The 21,160-nt window shown below is 73.1% G+C and carries 21 protein-coding genes; 9 read left to right on the top strand and 12 right to left on the bottom strand.

All coding sequences use genetic code 11. The features are described 5' to 3' along the window. Positions 1-47 precede the first annotated feature (47 nt). Together KJK29_RS02080 and KJK29_RS02075 are read left to right on the top strand one after the other, a co-directional pair. On the top strand, positions 48-656 hold the full coding sequence (locus tag KJK29_RS02080) for a TetR/AcrR family transcriptional regulator (protein ID WP_215116864.1): 609 nt from the start codon (positions 48-50) through the stop codon (positions 654-656). A gap of 85 nt (positions 657-741) precedes the next feature. Then, complete coding sequence (locus tag KJK29_RS02075) at positions 742-1,470, top strand: DUF2470 domain-containing protein (protein ID WP_215116863.1); 729 nt, start codon at positions 742-744, stop codon at positions 1,468-1,470. On the opposite strand, the gene KJK29_RS02070 is transcribed toward KJK29_RS02075, so the two are convergent. The 4 genes from KJK29_RS02070 to KJK29_RS02055 form a co-directional block, all read right to left on the bottom strand. Then, positions 1,438-2,628 carry a lactonase family protein gene (locus KJK29_RS02070; protein ID WP_215116862.1) on the bottom strand — a complete coding sequence of 397 codons (1,191 nt, stop codon included), beginning with the start codon at positions 2,626-2,628 and terminating at the stop codon, positions 1,438-1,440. The genes KJK29_RS02075 and KJK29_RS02070 overlap by 33 nt on opposite strands. Before the next feature lie 116 nt (positions 2,629-2,744). Beyond that, on the bottom strand, positions 2,745-4,004 hold the full coding sequence (locus KJK29_RS02065) for an FUSC family protein (protein ID WP_215116861.1): 1,260 nt from the start codon (positions 4,002-4,004) through the stop codon (positions 2,745-2,747). Between the two features lie 87 nt (positions 4,005-4,091). Beyond that, positions 4,092-4,586: an FBP domain-containing protein gene (locus KJK29_RS02060; RefSeq protein WP_215116860.1), complete on the bottom strand. Its 495-nt coding sequence runs from the start codon at positions 4,584-4,586 to the stop codon at positions 4,092-4,094. 110 nt (positions 4,587-4,696) lie between these two features. After that, complete coding sequence (locus KJK29_RS02055; protein ID WP_215116859.1) at positions 4,697-5,326, bottom strand: PAS domain S-box protein; 630 nt, start codon at positions 5,324-5,326, stop codon at positions 4,697-4,699. 152 nt (positions 5,327-5,478) lie between these two features. Here KJK29_RS02055 and KJK29_RS02050 point away from each other — a divergent pair, with 152 nt between their 5' ends. The 4 genes from KJK29_RS02050 to KJK29_RS02035 are packed head-to-tail and all read left to right on the top strand — an operon-like array spanning position 5,479 to position 11,320. After that, positions 5,479-8,661 (top strand): bifunctional cytochrome P450/NADPH--P450 reductase, encoded by a 3,183-nt coding sequence (locus KJK29_RS02050; RefSeq protein WP_215116858.1) that lies wholly within the window; start codon positions 5,479-5,481, stop codon positions 8,659-8,661. 30 nt (positions 8,662-8,691) lie between these two features. After that, positions 8,692-9,672 (top strand): phosphotransferase family protein, encoded by a 981-nt coding sequence (locus KJK29_RS02045; RefSeq protein WP_215116857.1) that lies wholly within the window; start codon positions 8,692-8,694, stop codon positions 9,670-9,672. 22 nt (positions 9,673-9,694) lie between these two features. Then, positions 9,695-10,984: an ROK family protein gene (locus KJK29_RS02040; protein WP_215116856.1), complete on the top strand. Its 1,290-nt coding sequence runs from the start codon at positions 9,695-9,697 to the stop codon at positions 10,982-10,984. Positions 10,985-11,044: 60 nt separating this feature from the next. Further along, positions 11,045-11,320 carry a hypothetical protein gene (locus tag KJK29_RS02035; protein WP_215116855.1) on the top strand — a complete coding sequence of 92 codons (276 nt, stop codon included), beginning with the start codon at positions 11,045-11,047 and terminating at the stop codon, positions 11,318-11,320. Between the two features lie 120 nt (positions 11,321-11,440). On the opposite strand, the gene KJK29_RS02030 is transcribed toward KJK29_RS02035, so the two are convergent. From KJK29_RS02030 to KJK29_RS02015, 4 genes are all read right to left on the bottom strand, one after another. Next, complete coding sequence (locus KJK29_RS02030; RefSeq protein ID WP_215116854.1) at positions 11,441-12,469, bottom strand: SDR family oxidoreductase; 1,029 nt, start codon at positions 12,467-12,469, stop codon at positions 11,441-11,443. A 63-nt stretch (positions 12,470-12,532) separates the two neighbouring features. Further along, positions 12,533-13,828, bottom strand: coding sequence for an FUSC family protein (locus KJK29_RS02025; protein ID WP_215116853.1), 1,296 nt, complete (start codon positions 13,826-13,828; stop codon positions 12,533-12,535). A gap of 51 nt (positions 13,829-13,879) precedes the next feature. Then, a complete protein-coding gene (locus KJK29_RS02020; protein WP_215116852.1) occupies positions 13,880-14,545 on the bottom strand; it encodes an HAD family hydrolase in 666 nt (221 codons plus the stop codon). A gap of 40 nt (positions 14,546-14,585) precedes the next feature. Further along, positions 14,586-15,626 carry a PHP domain-containing protein gene (locus KJK29_RS02015; RefSeq protein WP_215116851.1) on the bottom strand — a complete coding sequence of 347 codons (1,041 nt, stop codon included), beginning with the start codon at positions 15,624-15,626 and terminating at the stop codon, positions 14,586-14,588. 93 nt (positions 15,627-15,719) lie between these two features. Here KJK29_RS02015 and KJK29_RS02010 point away from each other — a divergent pair, with 93 nt between their 5' ends. Then, positions 15,720-15,956: a hypothetical protein gene (locus KJK29_RS02010; protein ID WP_215116850.1), complete on the top strand. Its 237-nt coding sequence runs from the start codon at positions 15,720-15,722 to the stop codon at positions 15,954-15,956. On the opposite strand, the gene KJK29_RS02005 is transcribed toward KJK29_RS02010, so the two are convergent. The 4 genes from KJK29_RS02005 to KJK29_RS01990 all read right to left on the bottom strand — a co-directional run bounded on the left by KJK29_RS02005 (position 15,953) and on the right by KJK29_RS01990 (position 18,438). Continuing rightward, positions 15,953-16,498 (bottom strand): VanZ family protein, encoded by a 546-nt coding sequence (locus tag KJK29_RS02005; RefSeq protein WP_215116849.1) that lies wholly within the window; start codon positions 16,496-16,498, stop codon positions 15,953-15,955. The two genes, KJK29_RS02010 and KJK29_RS02005, sit on opposite strands and share 4 nt — an antisense overlap. Positions 16,499-16,642: 144 nt before the next feature. After that, complete coding sequence (locus KJK29_RS02000; protein ID WP_215116848.1) at positions 16,643-17,305, bottom strand: DUF4230 domain-containing protein; 663 nt, start codon at positions 17,303-17,305, stop codon at positions 16,643-16,645. 110 nt (positions 17,306-17,415) lie between these two features. Further along, positions 17,416-17,796 carry an anti-sigma factor antagonist gene (locus tag KJK29_RS01995; protein WP_215116847.1) on the bottom strand — a complete coding sequence of 127 codons (381 nt, stop codon included), beginning with the start codon at positions 17,794-17,796 and terminating at the stop codon, positions 17,416-17,418. A 204-nt stretch (positions 17,797-18,000) separates the two neighbouring features. Beyond that, positions 18,001-18,438 carry a MarR family winged helix-turn-helix transcriptional regulator gene (locus KJK29_RS01990; RefSeq protein WP_215116846.1) on the bottom strand — a complete coding sequence of 146 codons (438 nt, stop codon included), beginning with the start codon at positions 18,436-18,438 and terminating at the stop codon, positions 18,001-18,003. Between the two features lie 103 nt (positions 18,439-18,541). Between KJK29_RS01990 and KJK29_RS01985 the strand changes: the two genes are divergently transcribed. Together KJK29_RS01985 and KJK29_RS01980 are read left to right on the top strand one after the other, a co-directional pair. Then, positions 18,542-19,996, top strand: coding sequence for an aldehyde dehydrogenase family protein (locus tag KJK29_RS01985; RefSeq protein ID WP_215116845.1), 1,455 nt, complete (start codon positions 18,542-18,544; stop codon positions 19,994-19,996). A gap of 23 nt (positions 19,997-20,019) precedes the next feature. Then, positions 20,020-21,126: an NAD(P)-dependent alcohol dehydrogenase gene (locus KJK29_RS01980; protein ID WP_215116844.1), complete on the top strand. Its 1,107-nt coding sequence runs from the start codon at positions 20,020-20,022 to the stop codon at positions 21,124-21,126. Positions 21,127-21,160: the final 34 nt, after the last annotated feature.

The following is a 21,160-nucleotide window of genomic DNA, read 5'->3' as shown; positions in this document are numbered from 1 at the left end:
GTTCAGTCTGATCCCGTTGTTGAACCGGCGTCAAGTAAAGTGCCGGCATGGCCGCGAACCAGAGCGGGCGCGTCCGCCGCCGGCTCAGCACCGAGGAGCGCCGGGAGCAGCTCCTGTCGGTCGGGGCCCGGCTGTTCTCGGAGAGCCCGTACGACGACGTGTGGATCGAGCAGGTCGCCGAGATCGCCGGGGTGTCGCGGGGGCTGCTGTACCACTACTTCCCGACCAAGCGGGACTTCTTCGCGGCGGTCGTGGAGCGCGAGAGCGAGCGGATGCTGCGCATGACGGCGGCGGTTCCGGGCATCCCCGTGCGTGAGCAACTCGCGGCCGGTCTCGACACGTTCCTGGAGTACGTACAGGCCCACGCGCACGGCTATCGCGCCTTCCACCGCGCGGACGCGGCCGGGGACCAGGCGGTGCGGCGGGTCTATCAGCGGGCCCTGGCCGCGCAGGAGCGGCAGATCCTCGCCGCCCTCGCGGCGGACCCCGAGTTCGGCCCGGCCTTCGAGGAGCGGCCGGAGGTGCGGCTCGCCGTGCGCGGCTGGCTGGCGTTCACCACGGCCGTCTGTCTGGAGTGGCTGCGCGACGCGGAGTTGGGCCGGGAGCAGGTGCGCGAACTGTGCGCCCGCGCCCTGCTGGGTGTGCTCACTCCCTGAAAGGCCTCGTAAAGATCACGTGACGTGGTTGGCTCACACCCGGATCTTCGGTAGGTTAGGCAAGGCTTACCTAAGGAGGTTCGGGATGGGTGACGACAGCCAAAGCTGGACGGCGGCCCCTGCCGCGGCGGAGCGGGCGCGCTCGGTGCTCGCCGCCGCGTGGTCTTGCTCGGTGACCGCGGAGGGCACGCGCGAGGAGCTGGTCGGCGCGCACACGGTGACCGAGGACGGCAGGGTACTCGTGACCGTGCCGGAGGACAGCGCCCTGCTGGCGGCGGCGATCTGCGCGCCCCGCGGCGAGCCGTCCGCGGTGCTGGAGTTCGCCGATGTGGCCCCCGTCCCCGTGCGCGGCCGGATCCGGGCCCGGCTGTGGCTCGCGGGCTGGTTCAGCGTGGAGGAGGGGCAGCTGGCCTTCAGGCCCACCCGTGTCGTGCTGCGCCAGGCGTCCGGCGCCGTGGTCGTGGACCTCGACGAGTTCGCCGCCGCCGTGCCCGACCCGCTCACCACGGCCGAGGCCCGGCTGCTGACGCACCTCGCCGACTGCCACGCCGACGCGGTCGAGCGGCTCACCCGGCTCGTGGAGCACGACAGCCTGCACGGCGCGGTCCGCGTCCAGCCGCTCGCCGTGGACCGGCACGGACTGACGCTGCGCATCGAGCGGGCCCGCGCCCACGGCGACGTACGCCTGGCGTTCCACGCGCCCGCCGACGACGTCGCACAGCTCACCGAGCGCATGCACGTCCTGCTCACACAGGCGAGCGCGGCGTCCTGCCCGCGGGCCCTACAGCGGCAGCGCACAGACGGCGACGGGTGAGGGAAACGGTTCGCCGGCGCGCCGCAGCGCACCGTTCGTCTCGTCCACGTGGAAGACGGTGACGGCGGAGGACTTCTGGTTCGCCGCGAACAGCAGCGTGCCCTCCGGCGAGAAGGCGACCTGGCGGGGGAAGTCCCCGTCCACCGGCACGGTGTCCAGCAGTCGGAGCCGGGCACCGTCCGCCTCGACCGCGTAGCGCGTGAGGCTGTTGGCGCCGCGGTTGGCCAGATAGGCGAACCGGCCGTTCGCGGTCACCAGGAGCTGCGCCGGATAGCTCGTGCCCGAACCCGTGCCCGTGGACTGCGGCTCGCCGACGCGCACGCGCCCCGAGGCCGGGTCGTACGAGCAGACCGCCACCGTGTTGTCGACCTCGTCGGCGAGGTAGGCGTACCGGCCGCCGGGGTGGAACGTGAGGTGCCGCGGCCCGGCACCCGGCCGGGTCTTCGCCTGCGACACCTCGCTGAGCGTTCCGGCCTTCTCGTCGAGCCGGTACGTGTACACGGTGTCCGTGCCGAGGTCGACGGCGAGCACATGCCGCCCGTCGGGGCTGGTGAAGATCTGGTGGGCGTGCGGCCCGTCCTGGCCCGGACCGGGCGGCGGAGTGGAGTGCCGTACGAGGTCGGTGCGCTCGCCGAGGGCTCCCGAGGAGTCGATCGGATGCACGGCCACACTGCCCGAGCCGTAGTTCGCGCTGAACAGCCAGCGCCCGCCCGGATGCACCGACAGATGGCAGGGAGCCGCGCCCCCGGTGCTCCGGCTGCCCAGCACCTTCCGGTCGGACAGCCGGACGGCGGTCACGGCACCGTCCTCGCGCTCGTCCACCGCGTACAGCGTGCGACGGTCCGGGTGGACCGCGAGATACGACGGGTCGCCGACGCCCGTGACGGTGCCCGCGGCGGTGATCCGGCCCGTCCGCGCGTCGTAGGTCGCGAGGCCGATGCCCTTCCCGCCGCCTTCCACGGAGGTGTAGGTGCCGAGGTAGAGGGGGCGTGGTCCCGAAGGTCGCCGGGCCTGCGCGGACGTGCTCGGCTCGGGGGCCGACGGAGTCGTCGAGGCCGAGGGCGCGGGCGCCTTGTCACAGGCCGGGAGCGCCGCCGCGGCGGAACCTCCGGCCAGCGCGCCGACGAACCGGCGCCTGCTCCAGCCATCACTGCCCATGTCGCCCCTCAGGTCGTCACTCGTCCCCGTCGCGACAGCCACCTTCGCGTGGATCACCCACCGGGTGCAACAACGGCACCACGCGTTGCGCGGGACGCAACGCGCGGTGCCGACTGTCAGTGGGAACGCGCGTCGAACCCGGCGCGGTTGCGCCACAGCTCTTCCGTGACGCCCAGCCGCTCACGCAGGCGCGTCAGCCGGGGCATCCGCGCGCGCTGTTCGCGCGACACGCGGTCCAGCTCCTCGAACAGGCGCCGGGTGCGGTGCTCGGTGTCGAGTTCGTCGAGGATGCGGTTGACCTCCGTCAGGACGGCGCCGGGAAGCTGCCAGTGCCCGGGGCCGCGCTCGGCCTCCTCGCGCAGCAGCAGGCCCAGCTTGTCGCGAGTGCCCGCCGCGGTGTGCAGCTCCGCGGCGAGGCGTTCCTCGGCCGACTCGGCGCTCGTGCTGAGGTGCGTGGTGACCAGCACCGCGAAGCTCACCACGGCATCGGCGATCTCGGACAGCAACTGCTCCAGGGCGGCGCCCGTCTCGGGCTCGAACAGCGGCTCGGGTTCGCGCTCCTTGGCGAGATCGGTGAGGGAGCGCGCGAGCACGCGCAGGACGACCGTGCAGATCTCCAGCGTGTCCAGGCCGGTGCGCATCACCACCCGGTGCAGCACGCTGTCCTGTACACGCGGATTCAGCCGCAGACTGTCCTCGGCCCGCCTCAGGGCGGTATCCACCTCGATGATGTCGTGGTCCAGGCGTCGCGCCTCGTGCAACTGCTCCGCCGCGCGGTCCACGGGCGTACCGCCGGCGGCCTCCTCGCCCATGCGCAGCATCAGCTGCCGCAGCCGGCGCGCCAGACCGTCGATCGACTCGCCCGCCTCCTCCACCCACACCGGCGGGGCCAGCAGCAGATTGCAGGCGAGTCCGACGCTCGCGCCGATGAGCGTCTCCACCACCCGGGCCCAGGCGGTGTTCCCGACGGTGGTGACCCCGAGGACCAGCATCGCGCTGATCGCCACCTCGGGGACGTACTCCTCCACCTTGACCAGCCGCCCCACGACCAGCGCGGCCACGAGGAGCATCGCCAGGCTCCACCAGGTCAGCCCCACCAGCAGGCTGAACGCGATGGCGACGAGGACTCCCGTGACCACGGCGTTCACCCGGCGGAAGCCGTTGGTGAGCGTGGCGTACAGCGTCACCTGGACGACCAGCAGGGCGGTCAGGGGAGCGGTGAGAGGTGGGGCCGTCGGTTCGGGGCTCAGCCGGAGCGCGATGGCGTACGCGATCGTCGCCGCCGTCGCGGACCGGAACGTCTGGACGACCACGGGATCCCGGCGCTTGTGCATGATCCGAGTGGCGTGCGCCCTCCACTCACGTACCTCTCGCATCCTCGGGCCGTTCCCCTTCGCGTGGCGCATCGAACGCATCCATGAAGGACGTTAGCGCCGAGGGAAAACAGGGGCGACCGTGGACGCTCAGGCGTGCACCTTGTCGAGGAAGGCGGCCAGCCCTTCCGTGGTCCGCTCGATCTGCTCCGCGAGGGTGAGGCTCTCCTCGAGGCGGGAGCCGCTCTCCGGCGTCTTCTTCCCGCGTACGTAGAGGGAACAGGCGAGGTCGGTGCACATGTACACCCCGACGGAGTTCCCCTCACGCCCGGCCGCCCCCGCCTTCCGCGCGGTCATCAGCGAGACACCGCCCCGAGGGTGGGTCGTCAGGCACAGCGAACACATGCTGCGCTGGAGGGATGCCCGCTGCGCGGCCTGGAACCGCATCGTCACCCCGACGAGACGGCCGTCCCGCTCGGTCACCAAATAGCTCCGATCGGGCGCTCCCGGATCCCGCCACCCGAGAAAGTCGAGATCGTCCCAGGGGCGTTCCCCGAGATCCCGGGGGACGGCCAGACGCTTGGCCTCTCCCTTGGAGCAGTTGATGAACGAGCTGCGGATGTCCTGCTCGGTGAGCGGCTTCATGGGAGGGCTCCTGCTTCTCTTCGGCCAAACCTAGGGGTCCTAGGTTTTGCGGGCCAGGTCAGGTTAGACAGCCGCGACGAACGGGGCGAGTGGATTTCCGGAAGGCGGTCTCACCCCGGCTCCGGCGGCCACACCCCGGCGGCCAGCACTCCCAGGGCGTAGGCGCGGGCCACCAGTTCCGTGCGGTTGGCGGCCTGCCAGCGGGAGGACAGACGGCGCAGGTGATACGTCACGCCGTCGGTGGTGAGGCCGGTCTCGCGGGCGGCCCGGGCCGTGGTGGCGCCCGCGGCCAGGAGGGCCAGGATGCGGGCCTCCGCCGGGGTGACCCGCTCGGCCGGCGGAGTGCTCGCGGCCTCGTGCTCGCCGTCCACCCGCAGCATCACCAGCAGCGCGGGCGTCTCCTCCACCGTGTCGCTCACCGGGTCCGCCGTCAGCTCCCCGTACCGCTCCGCCCCGCCGGGTGCCTGCCAGCGCACCGACACCTGGTACCGCGAGCGGTGCCGCAGCCGCAGCGCCTCGGCGATCCGCTCCACCTGCGTCGCCTCCCGCGGCCGGAACAGCTCCAGCACATCACGGCCGCGCAGCCGCCCCGGCGTCGTACCGCACTCCGCCGCCATCGCCGGGTTCGCGAGCAGGACCGCGCCGTACACATCGCACACCGCGACCGGCATCGCGACCCGGTCGAAGAGGAGCAGGGCGCGGTTGCGCCAGGTCACGGCCTCGTGCCGGGACAGGTCCATGAGCGTCTCCTGCCACGCCGGGTCGCTCCCGCGCAAGAGCGACGCATCTGCTTGCACTACACAATCATGTAGGGGTACGGCACTGCCCGCCGGGCCCCGTGGATCACGCTGGATCGCAGTACTTCCGTACCGCGAAAGGCAGTTGCCGCGTCATGCCCCCCACCGGACAGACCTCCCGCACCGCAGACACCCTCGACGACATCCCCGTCGCCGACATCACCGCCACCGGACCCGGCCCCTCGCCCATCCAGCAGGCCATGGATCTGATGCGCGAGCACGGTTCCGCGTTCGTCCGGCGGCTGTACGGGCGGGACACCCTGTTCGTGGGCGACCTGGACCTGGTCGCCGACCTCGCTGACGAGCAGCGGTTCGCCAAGCACATCGGGCCCGGTCTGGAGAACGTCCGCGAGTTCGCCGCCGACGGCCTGTTCACCGCCTACAACGACGAGCCCAACTGGGCCAAGGCGCACGACATCCTCATGCCCGCCTTCGCGCTGGGCTCGATGCGGACGTACCACCCCGTGATGCTGCGGGTGGCCCAGCGGCTCATCGCGTCCTGGGACCGCGACGCCGGTGCCGGCAAGCCCGTCGACGTGCCCGGCGACATGACCCGCATGACGCTCGACACCATCGGTCTCGCCGGCTTCGGGTACGACTTCGGCTCCTTCGAGCGGGCCGAGCCGCACCCCTTCGTCGAGTCGATGGTCCGCTGCCTGGAATGGAGCATGACCCGCCTCGCCCGCGTCCCGGGCCAGGACTACTCGGCGCAGGACGCGGCCTTCCGCGACGACTCCGCCTATCTCGCCCAGGTCGTCGACGAGGTCATCGCCGCCCGCACCGGCACCGACCAGAGCCAGGCCGACGACCTCCTCGGCCTGATGCTCACCGCCGAGCACCCGGCCGACGGCACCACGCTCGACACGGCCAACATCCGCAACCAGGTCATCACCTTCCTCATCGCCGGGCACGAGACCACCTCCGGCGCCATGTCCTTCGCGATGTACTACCTCGCCAAGCACCCGACCGCGCTCCAGATGGTGCAGCGCGAGGTCGACGAGATGTGGGGCGACGCGGCGGACGTCGAGCCGACGTACGACGAGGTCGGCCGGCTGACCTACACCCGCCAGGTCCTCAACGAGGCGCTCCGGCTCTGGCCCACCGCCGCCGTGTTCGCCCGGAAGGCCCGCGAGGACACGCTGCTCGGCGGCCGCATCCCGATGCGCGCCGGGGACTCCGCCCTGGTGCTCACGCCGATGCTGCACCGGCAGCCCGTCTGGGGCGACAACCCGGAGCTGTTCGACCCCTCCCGCTTCACCGCCGAGGCGGAGGCGGAGCGCCCGGTGCACGCCTTCAAGCCGTTCGGCACCGGCGAGCGCGCCTGCATCGGACGCCAGTTCGCGCTGCACGAGGCGACCATGCTGCTGGCCATGCTCGTGCACCGCTACCGGCTGAGCGACCACGCCGACTACCGCCTCGACGTCAAGGAGACCCTCACCCTCAAGCCCGAGGGCTTCACCCTCGCGCTCACCCCGCGCACCTCCGCCGACCGCGTCCACACGCCGCTGCCCGGCGCCGCCCCGCTCCAGGACACCGGCGCGGCCGAGCCACAGGACCTGCCCGCGCGTGTCCGCCCCGGCACCGCCGCCCTCTTCCTGCACGGCAGCAACTACGGCACCTGCCGCGACTTCGCCGCCCAGCTCGCCGACGAGGCCGCCGCCGTGGGCTGCGAGACGCAGGTGGCAGCCCTGGACGCCTACGCCGGTGGCCTGCCCACCGACCGGCCCGTCGTCATCGCCGCCGCCTCCTACAACGGCCGCCCCACCGACGACGCCACCGCCTTCGCCGCCCGCCTCGAAGAGGACCACGACCTGTCCGGCGTGACCTACGCCGTCCTCGGTGTCGGCGACCGCAACTGGGCCGCCACCTACCAGCACGTCCCCACCCGCATCGACGAGCGGCTCGCGGAGTCCGGCGCCACCCGGCTGCTCGACCGCGCCGCCGCCGACGCCTCCGGCGACCTCACCGGCACCGTCCGGCAGTTCACGACGGACCTGCGCACCGCCCTCCTGCGGCAGTACGGCGACCCCGACGCCACGACCCCGGACCCCGAGCCCACCGTCGCCTACGAGGTCCGCACCCTCACCGGCGGCCCGCTGGACGCCCTCGCCGCACGGCACGAACTCGTCCCCATGAAGGTCACCGAGGCCTACGACCTCACCGCGCCCGGCTACGCCCGCCGCAAGAGGTTCCTGCGCGTCGCGCTCCCCGACGGCGTCACCTACCGCACGGCCGACCACCTCACCGTGCTGCCCGCCAACGACCCGGACCTCGTCACCCGCACCGCCACCGCGCTCGGCCTCGACCTCGACACCGTCCTGGACATCCGCGCCACCCGCCCGCGCCGCGACGGCATCGCCGTCGACCGGCCCGTGACGGTACGGCAGCTCCTCACCCACCACGTGGAGCTGCAGGAGCGCCCGAGCGCCGGGCAGCTCGCCGTGCTCGCCGAGGCCAACCCGTGCCCGCCGGAGCGCATCGCCCTGGCCGCCCTCACCGACGACCCGCGCACCCTCGTGGAGATCATCGAGGACCACCCGGCCCTGCGAGGCGCCCTGGACTGGCCGCAGCTCCTCGACCTCCTCACCCCGCTGCGCCCCCGCCACTACTCCGTCTCCTCCTCGCCCGCCGTCGACCTCGGCCACGTGGACCTGATGGTCTCGCTGCTGCAGGCGCCCGCCCGGTCCGGCAAGGGCGTCTACCGGGGCACCGGATCCGGCCACCTCAACACGGTCCAGCCCGGGGACACGATCTACGCGCGCGTGCAGCCGTGCCGGGAGGCCTTCCGCATCGACGCCACCGGCGGATCCGCACCCGTCGTCATGGTCGCGGCGGGCACCGGCCTCGCCCCGTTCCGCGGCGCCATCGCCGACCGCACGGCCGCCCTCGCGGCGGGCACCGAACTCGCCCCCGCCGTCTGCTACTTCGGCTGCGACGCACCCGACGCCGACTTCATGCACGCCGACGAACTGGGCGCCGCCGACGCGGCCGGGGCCGTCTCGCTGCGCCCCGCCTTCAGCGAGACCCCCGAGGGCGAGGTGCGGTTCGTGCAGCACCGCGTCGCCGCCGAGGCCGAGGAGGTCTGGGGCCTGCTGGAGTCCGGAGCGCGGGTGTACGTCTGCGGCGACGGTTCACGGATGGCGCCCGGGGTGCGCGAGGCGTTCCGTACGCTGTACCGCAAGCACACACCGGGTACGGACGAGAAGGCCGCCGAGCAGTGGCTCGACGGGCTGGTCGCGGACGGGCGTTACGTCGAGGACGTGTACGCGGCCGGCTGACCGAAGCCGAAGGGGAGGGGTGGGCGCACGGTGGTGGACTCCTGGGAACGGGCCCGGCGCGTCCTGGAGCGGGCGGGCCTGGACCCCGGCGGCCTCGCCCACCTCCGCCCGCTGACCGGAGGCACGTACAACACCGTCGAGGAACTCCGCCTCACCGACGGCACCCGCTACGTGCTGAAGATCCCGCCCGCCGCCGCTGTCCCCGGCCTCCGGCACGAGCGCCGACTGCTCGTGTCGGAGGCCGAGTTCTACCGCTCGGCCGCCCGCGCCGGGGTTCCCGCGCCGCGGCTGGTGTCCCTCGGGGACGACTTCCTGCTGATGACGGCCTGCCCCGGCGACACCTGGGACGACTCGCTCACGGCCCCGGAACAGACCGCGCTGCGTACGGAACTGGGACGCCGGACGGCCCGTCTGCACCGTGTGACGGGCCCCGGCTTCGGCTACCCCTCGGGCGCCCTCGGCCCGCTCGCCCCCGACTGGCGGACCGCGTTCACGGCCATGGTCGACGCCGTCCTCGACGACGCCCGGCGCTACGGGGCCTGGCTGCCGCTCCCGCCCGACGCGGTGGCCCGTACCGCCCGCTCCGCGTACGGCGCCCTCGACGAGGTCACCGTCCCGTGCCTGGTCCACTTCGACCTGTGGCGGGGCAACATCCTCGTCGACCGCTCGGACGGAGCGGCCCGCGTCGGCGGCCTCATCGACGGGGAGCGCATGTTCTGGGGCGACCCCCTCGCCGAATTCGTCTCCCTGGCGCTGCTGGGGGACATCAAGGAGGACGAGGCGTTCCTGTCGGGCTACCGGGAGTCCGGCGGCCGGGCCGACTTCGACACCCCGGCCCGTCTCCGCCTCGCCCTGTACCGCGCCTATCTGTACCTGATCATGCTCACCGAGACCGTTCCGCGCGAGACCGGCGAGGACCAGATGCGCTGGGTGCGGCAGGCGGTCGCCCCGGAACTCCTCGCGGCCCTGGACGAGATCGAGGAACTCCTCGGCGGCAACCACACAGCCTGAAACAAGGGGCGGAAGGAACCACATGGCGGGGCGCAACGGGCGCACGGTACGCGATCTCAGGCGGGCCAACCGCACGGCCGTGCTGCAACGGCTCTACTTCGACGGCCCGCTCAGCCGCTTCGCGCTCGGCCCGGCGACCGGACTGAGCTCCGGCTCCGTCAGCAACGTCGTCGCCGACCTGCTCGCCGACGGACTGGTCGAGGAGGCCGGCAGTGTCGACTCCGACGGCGGCCGCCCCCGCACCCTGCTGCGCGTCGCGCCCGGCAGCGGCCACATGATCGGCGTCGACGTCGGCGAGACCCGGGTGCGTGTCGAACTGTTCGACCTCACCCTCACGGAACTGGCCCGCGTCGAGCGCCCGCTCGCCGGCGGGCGGTACGAGGTCGAGGTCGTCGCCGCCCACATCCGCCAGGGCATCGCCGAGGTCCTCGACACCGCCGGCCTCGCGCCCGAACGGCTCCTAGGCGTCGGCATCGGCGTCCCCGGCATCGTCGAGCGCACGCCCGACGGCGGCGCGCTCGTGCACGGGCAGACCATCGGCTGGGACGCCGTCCCGCTGGAGGCCCTGCTCCGCACCGGGACCCCGCTGCCGGACACCGTCCCGTACTTCATCGACAACGGCGCCAAGACGCTGGGCCAGGCCGAGATGTGGTTCGGCGCCGGACGCGGCGCGCGCAACGCCGTGGTGGTCCTCTTCGGCTCCGGCGTCGGCGCGAGCCTCGTCACCCCCGAGGCGGAGCAGGGCAGGGCCGTCGAATGGGGGCACCTGACCGTCCGGGTCCGGGGCCGTCGCTGCCGCTGCGGGGCGCTCGGCTGCCTGGAGGCCTACGCGGGCGCCGAGTCGCTGCTCGCCCGCTGGCGTGAGAAGGGCGGCCGCGTCCCGGACGGCACCGACGAGGAGTCCGCGCTCACCGCGATGCTCGCCGCCGCGTACCCGCCCGGGGACGGCGAGGCCGACCCGGTCGCGCTGGCCGTCCTGGAGGAGACCGCCGAGTACCTGGGCGCCGGTCTCTCCGGCCTGATCAACCTCTTCCAGCCCGAGCGCGTCCTCATCGGCGGCTGGGCGGGCCTGGCCCTCGGCGCCCGCTTCCTGCCCGCCGTACGCCGCCACGCCCTGGCGTACGCGCTGCGCCACCCGGCCGGGAAGGTGACCGTCGGACTGGGCCGGCTCGGGCCCGACGCGGTCACGGTCGGTGCCGCGATCCTGCCGCTCGCCGACTTCTTCGCACATGGCGGACGGCGTCCCCATCCCGCACCGGAGCCTCCGCTCCCCGCCTGGCACACGGCGCTGCGGGAGCGGGCACCACGCTGAGGTTTCGCAGGTCACGGCGGAGGTACTCGCGTGACGCCCGGACCACGAAAGGAGTATGTCGTGACCGACCACCGCCTCGAAGGACCCGGCGAGAACGGTGAGCCCGTCCCGCGGGACATGCCGGACCAGCAGGCCGACACCGGCGAGGACCCGTGGGAGGTCGCCTCGCGCTTCACGGGCACCGGCGAGGACGAGAAGAACGGCAAGGACGGCGCCGACGAGCCCGCCGACGACGTCCCCGGCACGGACGAGGCGGGGACGGGCCGGCAGGGGGAGGCGCCGCAACGGGGGACGGTGCACCCCGAGCACCCGGTGCCGGACGAGCCCGCCGACTGAGCCGCCCCGGAGCGCCCTCGGACGCCGATGGCCGCAGCCGACCGTGGGGGCCGGCCGCGGCCATCGGCCATGTGCGGGGTGCGGGAGAAGGCGGGGCGTGGGAGACGGCGTGGCCCCAGGTCAGCCCACCTTGTGTCCCCGCATCGGTTCCGTCGGCGCGCCCGCACCCTGCTGGAGGCCCTGCAGAAACTGCTCCAGCACCTCCGGCGCCGTGTGCTCCGGCCGCCAGCCGAGCTCCCTGCGCGCCCGTGCGCAGTCCATCAGGGGCAGCCGCAGCACCGCGTCGAACAGATGCGGCGAGGCGGGCAGCAGACGCAGGCCCCAGGCGGCGGCGAGCGCCGAACGGGCCGCCGTGCGCGGCAGCCGCACCGGGCGGGCACCGAACATCCTGCCCAGGAGCTCCGCGTCGACCGTCGGCTCGGCCGCCAGGTTGAACGCGCCCCGGACCTCGGAGTGCACCGCCAGCCGGTACGCGAGCGCCGCGTCGTCCGTGTGCAGCGCCTGCACCCGCAGCCCCGCGATGTCGGGCAGGAACGGCAGCAGCTCCGGACGCGCGGACTGGCCCGGCAGGAAACGCCCGCCGAAGATCCGGCGCTGCTCACTCGCGGACTCCCGCTGGAAGAGGAAGGCGGGCCGCATCCGCACCACCCGCGTCCCGGGATGATCACGCTCGAACGTGTCCAGCGCCCGCTCCAGATAGGCCTTCTCCCGGCAGTACGCGGCGTCCGGCCAGCCGTGCGTCGGCCACGACTCGTCCACCGTCCGGTCCTTGGGACCCGGCGAGTACGCGCCGACCGACGAGGCGTGCACCAGCGCCGGCACCCCCGCGGCGGCCACCGCCTCGAACACCCGCATACTGCCGAGCACATTGGTGCGCCAGGTCTTCGCGGGATCGTGCGTCGGCTGGAACGCCCAGGCCAGATGGACGACCGCGTCGGCACCCGTGAACCGCTCCACCAGGTCGGACTCCGCGAAGGCCAGATCGACCGCGGACCAGTCCGTCTTCGGCGGCGACCACTCGGGGATCCGCCGGGCCAGGCCCAGCACGGAGGCGACGTCCGGATCCTCGGAGAGCAGGCGCACCACGCTGGTCCCCACATTGCCGGTGGCGCCCGTGACGACGATCCTCTTGCCCGTTCTGCTGCTCACCGTCCGCTCCTCTCGGCCGCGTGGTTCCGCCAGCGGTCACCGAGTACCCGGGGCACACGGATGTCACCGCCCCCGGTCGTCCGGGACGGTCTCGGCGGGAATCGTCTCGGCCCACAGGTTCTCCGCCTGGAGCAGCAGCGTGCCCAGGACCGCCGTGTGCGCGGCCCCCTCCCCGGCGTGCCGGCGCAGCTTCTCCTGCAGCTCCTGGTGCAGCTCCCGCATCGCCTCCTCGGTCTCCTCGTCCGGACGGGGCCGCACACTGCCGTCGAGCAGACTGTCCGCCTCGGTGTGGCAGGCCTCCCCGATCAGATCCAGCAGACGCGCGTACGCCTGGAGGGCCGGGCCCTCGGGCGGGGCGGGCGTCCGGCTGTCGTCCACCGACACCGCCAGGGCCCGGGTCAGCGCGGTGACGTGCCCGGTGACGCGGCCGAACCGCTCGTCCTCGTCCACCGGCGGCAGCGCGCCCCCGTGCGGCACGCGGTGCAGGCGCCGCAACGGGCCGTAGGTCAGGCGCAGACTCTCCTGGCTCCACCGGCGTGCCGAGCGCAGCGCCTCCAGGCGGTTGTCCAGCCGGGACGACGCGCTGAGCCAGCCGGCCGCGGTCCCCGCGTCCCACTCGCCCTCGCGCAGATCGGCGGCGACGGTGCGCAGGACGTCGCCCGCCTCCCGGGCGAGGCCCGCCAGGTTCTCCCGTACGTCCCGCAGATGGACCGGCGGCAGGACGAGCGCGTTGACCGCGAGGCCGATGACGGCGCCCAGCGCCGCCTGCCCCACCCGGTGCCCGACGCCGGACATGCTCACGGAGCCCGCGGTGAGGGTGAACAGGGCGGTGGTCGCCGCGTAGATGCCCTGGTCGCCGAAGCGGGACCAGTTCGCGAGCAGCATCAGCACCGGGACGGACAGGGCCAGCGCGCCCGTCGTGTCACCGGTGAGCGCCAGTGCGGCCGAGGCCAGCACGGTGCCGACGCAGATCGCCCCGAACTGCCGCGCGCCCTGCACCAGCGAGCTGTAGACGGTCGCCTGCACCAGCACCAGGGCCACCCAGGGCGCCATCAGCGCCAGCGGGTCTCCCATCCATACGCCGCCCACCAGCCACGCCAGCACCGCGGCCGCGGCGGCCTTCAGCGACTGGACGACCAGATCGCGTTCCCGCCCGGGCCCCTTCCAGGCCGCGCGCAGGGCGTCCCAGGCGGCCCGGCTCTCCCGCCCCACCGCGTCCAGGGGCCGCGCACCGCGGACCCCCTGCTCCAGCGCGCGGATCTCTCCCTGGCCCTCATCGGCCGGGGTGCCCGCGTCCTTCCCCCGGCGGAAGGGCAGAGACACCCCGGCCCGCCGCACCGCACTCCTCACGCGCGTCATGCGCTGCGGGTATCCGCGTGAGCGGCGGTCTCACGTCGCCTCATGCCGGCCTCATGCCAGGGGACTGTCGCGGAGGGCGGACAGCAGATGCGCCGGGTCGGCGTAGACCGCGGCGGCGCCGGACTCCTCCAGGTCGGCGCGCGGGATGCCGCCGCACAGCAGGCCCACACAGCGCACCCCGGCGCGGCTGCCCGCGAGCATGTCCCACACCGTGTCGCCGACGAAGACCGCCCGCTCGGCATGCACCCCGGCCAGCTCCAGCGCGTGCTCGACCGGCTCGGGGGACGGCTTGCCCTCGTCGACGTCGTCGGCGCTCGCCGTGGCGGTGATGGCGTCGTCCGCGTCGACGGCCCGGCGCAGCGCGCTCAGTTCGGCGCCGCCCGCCGAGGTGGCCAGCACCACCGCCCAGCCCTCCCGGTGCAGCCGGCGCAGCAGCGGCCCGGCCCCCGGCAGCGCGGGCAGCCGGTCGACGTACTGCCCGTAGAGCGCCTTGTGGGCCGCGCTGATGCCGGCGTCTTGGCCCTGGTCGCGGCTGTCGCCCAGCAGGTGGGCGACGAGGTCGGTGGAGGGCAGGCCCACGGCCCGGTGAACGGCGTGCATGGGCACCTGGTGGCCCGCCTGCCGCAACGCCTCCCACCACGCCACGACGTGCAGATGGTTGGTGTCGACCAGCGTGCCGTCGACATCGAACACGGCCGCCCGTTCGGCGCTGTCCATGGGTGCGGTCCCTTCCTCTCCGGCCGGCCCGGGTACCACCTCAGCCGCCCGCCACTCCGGACGGCACCCGCCGCTCACGGGTCCAGGCCAGCAACTCAGGAAGGGACCACGTCGTCACCACACGCTCCGGCGGCACCCCGCACTCCTCCGCCCGCGCGCACCCGTTGATCTGCCAGTCCAGCTGCCCCGGCGCGTGCGCGTCGGTGTCGACGGAGAACAGCACCCCCGCGTCCACGGCCCGGCGCAGCAGCCGCCGCGGCGGGTCGAGCCGCTCCGGCCTGCTGTTGATCTCCAGGGCCGTCCCGGTCTCCGCGCACGCCGTGAACACCTCGTCCGCGTCGAACTCCGACTCGGGCCGCCCCCGCCCGCTCACCAGCCGCCCCGTGCAGTGCCCGAGCACGTCGGAGTGCGGGTCACGGACGGCGGCCACCATCCGCCGGGTCATCGACCGGGCGTCCATCCGCAGCTTGGAGTGCACCGACACCACCACGACGTCGAGCCGGTCCAGCAGCTCCGGCTCCTGGTCGAGGGAGCCGTCCTCGAGGATGTCGCACTCGATGCCGGTCAGCAGCCGGAAGGGCGCCCAGGTCTCGTTCAGCTCCGCGACCACGTCCAGCTGCTCGCGCAGCCGCTCGGCCGTGAGACCACGCGCCACCGTCAGCCGCGGCGAATGATCGGTCAGCGCCGCCCACTCGTGGCCCAGCGCCGCCGCGGCCCGGCCCATCTCCTCGATCGGGCTGCCGCCGTCCGACCAGTCGGAATGCAGATGGCAGTCGCCGCGCAGCAGCTCCCGCAGCCGCTCGCCGCCCCGCACGGCGGGCCGCTCCGCGTCCTCGCCCTCCAGCGTGCGCAGATAGCCGGGCTCCTCACCGGCCAGCGCCTCCCGCACCACCTGCGCGGTCTTCGGGCCGACGCCCTTGAGCGACTCCAGCGAACCGTCCGCCGCCCGCCGGCGGACCTCCTCGTCGCCCAGCTCCTTCAGCACCCGGGCCGCCGTACGGAAGGCGCGCACGCGGTACGTCGGTGCCAGGGACCGCTCCAGCAGGAAGGCGATCCGGTCCAGTGCCTTGACGGGATCCATCGCCACCTCCACCTCAAGGGTTGCCCAGCGCCCGGCGGACCGCACGACGGACTGAACCCCGCGCCCTCGCCGGTTGCGCTCTACCCTCGATGCATGACCGAAAGCGCGAGCCCGTACATATCCCACCCGCGGATCCTGGTGCTCGGGGTGCAGCCGGGCACACCGCCGTTCCGGATCGTGGAGATCGACGGCCAGGTGGTCGGGGAGGCCAAGGCCGCCACCGACGTACTGGCGGCGGCGGCCGCGTTCGGCATCACGGTCCACGACATGGACGATCCGGACGTGGTCCGCTGGGTGGGCGGAGACAAGTACACCTGGACGCCGCGCTAGGCCTTCTCGGCCGACGGCTTCCGCTCCGCCCGGCCGCGCCGGGGCCTGCGCGCGTGGACCGCCCGGCTCAGGCGGCGGCCGAGGAGCAGATAGCCGATCAGCGCGCCCGACGTGTTGAGGATGACGTCGTCGATGTCGAAGGCGCGGCCGGTGACCAGGGCGCCCTGGGCGAACTCCACCAGCAGCATCACGATCGCGGTCATCAGCAGGACGCGCAGAATGCCGCGGGTGCGGGGCGCGACGACGGGCACGAGGATGCCGAAGGGGACGCCGAGCAGGATGTTGCCGCCGATCTGGCGGAAGGCGTCCCGCAGTTCCGGCTGGTCGAGATAGGCCTTCAGCGAGTCGCCGGGTCGCAGGTTGGTGTGGGTCAGTGCCTCCGAGGCGGGCGAGGGCTGCAGGGTCAGCCGCGCCAGCACCACGGCGAAGGCGACCATGAACGTGAAGGCGCACAGCATCGCCAGCAGCCGGACGGGCAGGGGGAGTGGGCGTCGCTCGCTCCCGGACCCGACGGTACGGGGACGTGAGGCTGCACTGGCCATACGGTCCTCCAGACTTCAACTTCCCTGTGTGACAGGGCGGTTACCCACGGGCGCGGTGACGATGCCGCCGGGGGGCGTTCCCAGCCACTGTTGCCCGCGTTCCGCCGGGGCACTCCGCCCTGTCCGAGGTGCTCGCCGGCCGGGTCAGTTCCCGTACGACACGCGCACCTCCTTGAAGCCCAGGGAGCGCAGCAGACCTTCGAGCATGCCGGTGGCGTTCTTCTCGGCGCGTGCGGTCAGCTCGCTCTCCTTCGCCGCGTCGCCGATGTGCCGTACCGCGAGTTTCTGCACGGCCTGCTCACCGTTGGGATTGTCCGAGAAGAGGTCGCCGAGGCGGTCGAAGAGGCCGCGCTGCTTGGAGACGGCGTAGGAGCGGTCGGGGTCGAGGGCCGGCTTGCCCAATCGCGCGTGCGGCAGCCGGAGCGTGGCGGACGTGCGGTCGCCGTTGACCTTCACGTCGTTCTCGCCGACCTTGCCCAGGTCGACGTAGGCGTCGACGGTGCCCGCGCCGACGTACAGGGTGCGGGTGCCGCGGATCGCGTCGGGCAGGAACCTGGCGTCCTTCTCCAGGTCCACGACGACCTGGAAGTTGCCGGAGGCGGCGTCGTAACGGCTGATGTCCTGGATGGACTTCAGCAGCGCGGGGCCGGACCGGTCGTGGGTGTCGGTGCCGAACAGGTCCTTCAGGCCCGGGATCACACTGAGCCGGATCCCGGCGAAGAACACGATGAGCACCAGGACGAGCGCGCCCACCACCTTGGCCCAGCCGGGCATGCGCCTGGGGAGGCGCTTGACGGGAGTCGTCATGCGACGGCCCTCCTTCCTACTGTCCGGATGCCCGCCACATCCCCTGCCAGACCGGCCGGTTGAAGAGGGAAGGACTTCCGCGGAAGCGCGAAGGGCGCATTCGGGGCGTGTCACACCGAGCCGGACGTGGCCTCCGGCTGTTCCAGTGCGGCGTCCAGCGTCGGCTGCGGCGGCAGCAGCCGGGACAGGCCGGTGAGGCGCAGCACCCGCAGGGTCAGCGGGTGGGCGCAGACGAGGAGCAGGTGCCCGTCCCGGTCGAGGACCCGGCTCCTGGCCCGGTACAGCAACCGGAGCCCTGAGCAGTCGAAGAACTCGATCCGGCTGAGGTCGATCACGACCCGGGCGGCGCGGCGGTTCGTCTCGCGGTCCAGGTGCGGGGCGATCTCCGTGGCCGCGGCGAGGTCGATCTCGCCGCGGAACTCCAGCACGGTGTGACCGCGTTCCTGGCGGACGCGCAGATGCCGGGTGAGCGGTGCAGGTTCCTGCCGCACGACGAGATCGCCTCCAGCTTGCTCCGTGCGTGGGAAGGGGGTGCGGCGCTCAACACCGTTCCCCGTCCCGCAAGTTACCCTCCAACGAGTGAATTTGAGCATGTTCGATTGACATATGTCTCTGAATTGCGGCCGAGTTGGCCGAGGTTCGCGCGGGGGAGTGCGCGGGCGTGCGCTCCGGGCCGCGACGGGGTGCACTCCCCGCTACGACAGGGCGTGCCAGGCCTTGGTGAGCGCCTGACGGAACTGCTCGGTCTGGTGTGCCGTGAGGTCGCGCACCATCCGCTCCTCCAGCTCCCGGACCGGCCCGGCGTGCCGGGCGAGCAGCTCCCGGGCGTCGTCGGTGAGCAGGATCAGCAGCTCCCGGCGGTTGCGGGGATTGCGCTCCCGGCGCACCAGCCCGCGGCCCTCCAGGGAGCGGACCAGATCGGCGATGGACTGCGCGGTGACGAAGGAGTCGCGCGCCAGCTGGGCCGCCGACAGTCCGTCGTGTCGCTCCAGGACGGTCAGCGCGGTGTACTGAAGAGCGGTGATTCCGGAAGGCCTGACCAGCTCGTCCAGGTGGGAGCGCACGACGAGCTCCACCTGCTTGACCATGTAGAGCAGGGAAGGGGGCGCCTTGGTCACCTGTGTGTCGAGCATGGAAGCAGGCTAGAGCATTGACAGGAAACCTGTCTGTAAAGAGACTGCGAACCAACAGGAATCCTGTTTGTTGAAATCTTGGCGACGACGCTGGGGAGCGGCGATGACCACCTTCGAGAAGGAACCCGGGAAGCTGTTCATCGGGGGCCGGTGGCGCGAGGCCGCCGACGGGGCGCGCACCGAGGTGGTCGACCCGTCCCGGGGCACGGTCGTCACCACCGTCGCGGAGGCGGGCCCCGCCGACGTCGACGCGGCCGTACGCGCCGCCCGCGAGGCCTACGACGACGGCGCCTGGTCCGGACTGAGCGGCCGCGAGCGGGGCCGGGTGCTGCACCGCGTCGCCCGGCTGATCCGCGAGAACGCCGACGAGCTGGCCGCCCTGGAGAGCCTCGACGTGGGCAAGCCCGTCTCGCTGTGCGGAGCGGTCGACGTGACGAACGCGGCCAACGACTACGAGTACTTCGCGAACCTCGCCCAGAGCCAGGACGGCGCCCTGCGCGACACCCCCATGAACGCCCTCGCCTACACCAGGCGCGAGCCGCTCGGCGTGGTCGCCGCGATCACCCCGTTCAACTTCCCGCTGATCCTCGCCGGCTCCAAGCTCGCCCCCGCGCTCGCGGCCGGCAACACGATCGTCCACAAGCCCGCCGACGAGACCCCGCTCAGCGCCCTGTACATGGCCCGGCTGCTCCAAGAGGCGGGCGTACCGGACGGTGTGGTCAACGTCGTGACCGGCAGCGGCCCGGTCGCCGGCGAGGCACTGCTGCGCCACCGCGGCGTGGACAAGGTCGCCTTCACCGGCTCCACCGCGATCGGCCGGCATGTGGCGAGCGTCGCCGGCGAGGCGCTCAAGCCCGTCACCATGGAGCTGGGCGGGAACGCGGCCCACATCGTCTTCGAGGACGCCGACCTGGAGAAGGCGGTCGGGGCGGTCATCAAGGGCTTCGTCTTCAACACCGGCCAGTTCTGCATGGGCGGCCCGCGCCTGCTGGTGGCCCGCTCGGTGTACCCGACGCTGCTCGGCATCCTCGCCGAGGCCGTGCCCGGTGTGCCCATCGGCGACCCGCGCGACCCGGCCACGGTCATCGGCCCGATGGCGGCCGAGAAGCACCTGAAGAAGGTCGAGGAGTACGTCGCCCTCGCCCGCAAGGAGGGCGCCCGCGTCGTCTGCGGCGGCGAACGGCTCGACCTCGACGGCGGCTACTACTACAAGCCCACCGTCATCGCCGACCTGTCGAACGACTCCCGCGTGATCCAGGAGGAGATCTTCGGCCCCGTCCTCACCGTGCAGCCCTTCGACGACGAGGACGAGGCCATCGCCCTCGCCAACTCCACGCCCTACGGCCTGGCCGCGGGCGTCCAGACCAGCCATCTCGCCCGCGCCCACCGGGTCGCCGACCGGCTCCAGGCCGGGATCGTCTGGATCAACGACTGGGCGATGCTCGACCCCGCCGTGCCCTTCGGCGGTGTGAAGGACTCCGGCTACGGCCGTGAGTACGGGCCCGAGGCCCTCGCCGGTTACACCAAGGTCAAGTCCGTCGTCGTCTCGCTCGACTGAGACACCGTCAAGGAGCCATTGCGATGCCCACCACCACCCGTGCCGCGGTCGTCGAGTCCGGCGGCGCGCCCTTCACCCTCTCCGATGTCGTCCTCGACGAACCCGGCCCGCACGAGGCGCTGGTCCGCATGGTCGCCACCGGTCTGTGCCACACCGACCTCGGGGTGGCGAGCGGGGGACTGCCCTTCCCGCTGCCCGGGGTCCTCGGCCATGAGGGCGCGGGCGTCGTCGAGGCCGTCGGCCCCGCCGTCACCGGCGTCGCGCCCGGCGACCACGTCCTGCTCTCCTTCACCTCCTGCGGCGACTGCCGCAACTGCCGCGGCGGGCACCCCGCGTACTGCGCGACCTGGCTGCCGCTGAACCTGCTCGGCGGCAGCCGGGCCGACGGTTCGCACACCATCAGCCGGGACGGCGCGGCCCTGGGCGGCCACTTCTTCGGCCAGTCCTCCTTCGCCGAGCGGGCCCTGGCCGACGAGCGCAGCCTGGTCAAGGTCGACCCGGACGTGCCGCTGGAGTCCATCGCCCCGCTGGGCTGCGGTGTACAGACCGGTGTGGGCGCCGTCTGGAACGTCCTGAAACCCGACACCGGCAGCACGGTCGTCGTCCTGGGCGCCGGAGCGGTGGGCCTGTCGGCCGTGATGGCGGCGGCCCTCACCCCGGCCACGAGGATCGTCGCCGTCGACCGGGTCGCCGAACGCCTGTCGCTGGCCACCGAGCTGGGCGCCACGGACACCGTCGACACCAGCCGGGAGGACCTGGCCGACGCCCTCGCCGCCCTCACGGGCGGACAGGGCGCGGACGGTGTCGTGGAGACCACCGGCAACGTCGGCGTCCTGCGCCAGGGCGTCGACGCGCTCGCCGCCCGCGGCACCCTGGTCGTCGTCGGCGCCCCGCCCTTCGGCACCGAGGTCGCCCTCGACGTCAACGGCCTGCTCGGCGGCAAGCGGATCGTCGGCCTCACCCTCGGCGACAGCGAGACCCAGACCATGATCCCCGCCCTGGTCCGCCTGGCGAAGGAGGGCCGCCTGCCGCTGCACCGCCTGATCAGCACGTATCCCTTCGGGGACATCGACCGGGCGGTCCAGGACATGAGGTCGGGCAAGACGATCAAGCCGGTGCTGACGTTCTGACACCGGCGACCGAGCCGGGCAGCCCGGCAGGACT

This window comes from Streptomyces koelreuteriae (assembly GCF_018604545.1).
Taxonomy (GTDB): Bacteria; Actinomycetota; Actinomycetes; order Streptomycetales; family Streptomycetaceae; genus Streptomyces; species Streptomyces koelreuteriae.
Note: the sequence above shows the minus strand (reverse complement) of the source record. Positions and strands in the feature narration are given on the sequence as shown.

Coding starts and splice junctions, on each gene's coding strand:
- KJK29_RS02075 (WP_215116863.1), top strand. CDS start 742: ATGGGTGACGACAGCCAAAGCTGGACGGCGGCCCCTGCCGCGGCGGAG.
- KJK29_RS01980 (WP_215116844.1), top strand. CDS start 20,020: ATGCCCACCACCACCCGTGCCGCGGTCGTCGAGTCCGGCGGCGCGCCC.
- KJK29_RS02065 (WP_215116861.1), bottom strand. CDS start 4,004: ATGCGAGAGGTACGTGAGTGGAGGGCGCACGCCACTCGGATCATGCAC.
- KJK29_RS02070 (WP_215116862.1), bottom strand. CDS start 2,628: ATGGGCAGTGATGGCTGGAGCAGGCGCCGGTTCGTCGGCGCGCTGGCC.
- KJK29_RS02055 (WP_215116859.1), bottom strand. CDS start 5,326: ATGGACCTGTCCCGGCACGAGGCCGTGACCTGGCGCAACCGCGCCCTG.
- KJK29_RS02005 (WP_215116849.1), bottom strand. CDS start 16,498: ATGGCCAGTGCAGCCTCACGTCCCCGTACCGTCGGGTCCGGGAGCGAG.
- KJK29_RS02000 (WP_215116848.1), bottom strand. CDS start 17,305: ATGACGACTCCCGTCAAGCGCCTCCCCAGGCGCATGCCCGGCTGGGCC.
- KJK29_RS01990 (WP_215116846.1), bottom strand. CDS start 18,438: ATGCTCGACACACAGGTGACCAAGGCGCCCCCTTCCCTGCTCTACATG.
- KJK29_RS02010 (WP_215116850.1), top strand. CDS start 15,720: ATGACCGAAAGCGCGAGCCCGTACATATCCCACCCGCGGATCCTGGTG.
- KJK29_RS02050 (WP_215116858.1), top strand. CDS start 5,479: ATGCCCCCCACCGGACAGACCTCCCGCACCGCAGACACCCTCGACGAC.
- KJK29_RS02025 (WP_215116853.1), bottom strand. CDS start 13,828: ATGACGCGCGTGAGGAGTGCGGTGCGGCGGGCCGGGGTGTCTCTGCCC.
- KJK29_RS01985 (WP_215116845.1), top strand. CDS start 18,542: ATGACCACCTTCGAGAAGGAACCCGGGAAGCTGTTCATCGGGGGCCGG.
- KJK29_RS02040 (WP_215116856.1), top strand. CDS start 9,695: ATGGCGGGGCGCAACGGGCGCACGGTACGCGATCTCAGGCGGGCCAAC.
- KJK29_RS02020 (WP_215116852.1), bottom strand. CDS start 14,545: ATGGACAGCGCCGAACGGGCGGCCGTGTTCGATGTCGACGGCACGCTG.
- KJK29_RS02060 (WP_215116860.1), bottom strand. CDS start 4,586: ATGAAGCCGCTCACCGAGCAGGACATCCGCAGCTCGTTCATCAACTGC.
- KJK29_RS02080 (WP_215116864.1), top strand. CDS start 48: ATGGCCGCGAACCAGAGCGGGCGCGTCCGCCGCCGGCTCAGCACCGAG.
- KJK29_RS02015 (WP_215116851.1), bottom strand. CDS start 15,626: ATGGATCCCGTCAAGGCACTGGACCGGATCGCCTTCCTGCTGGAGCGG.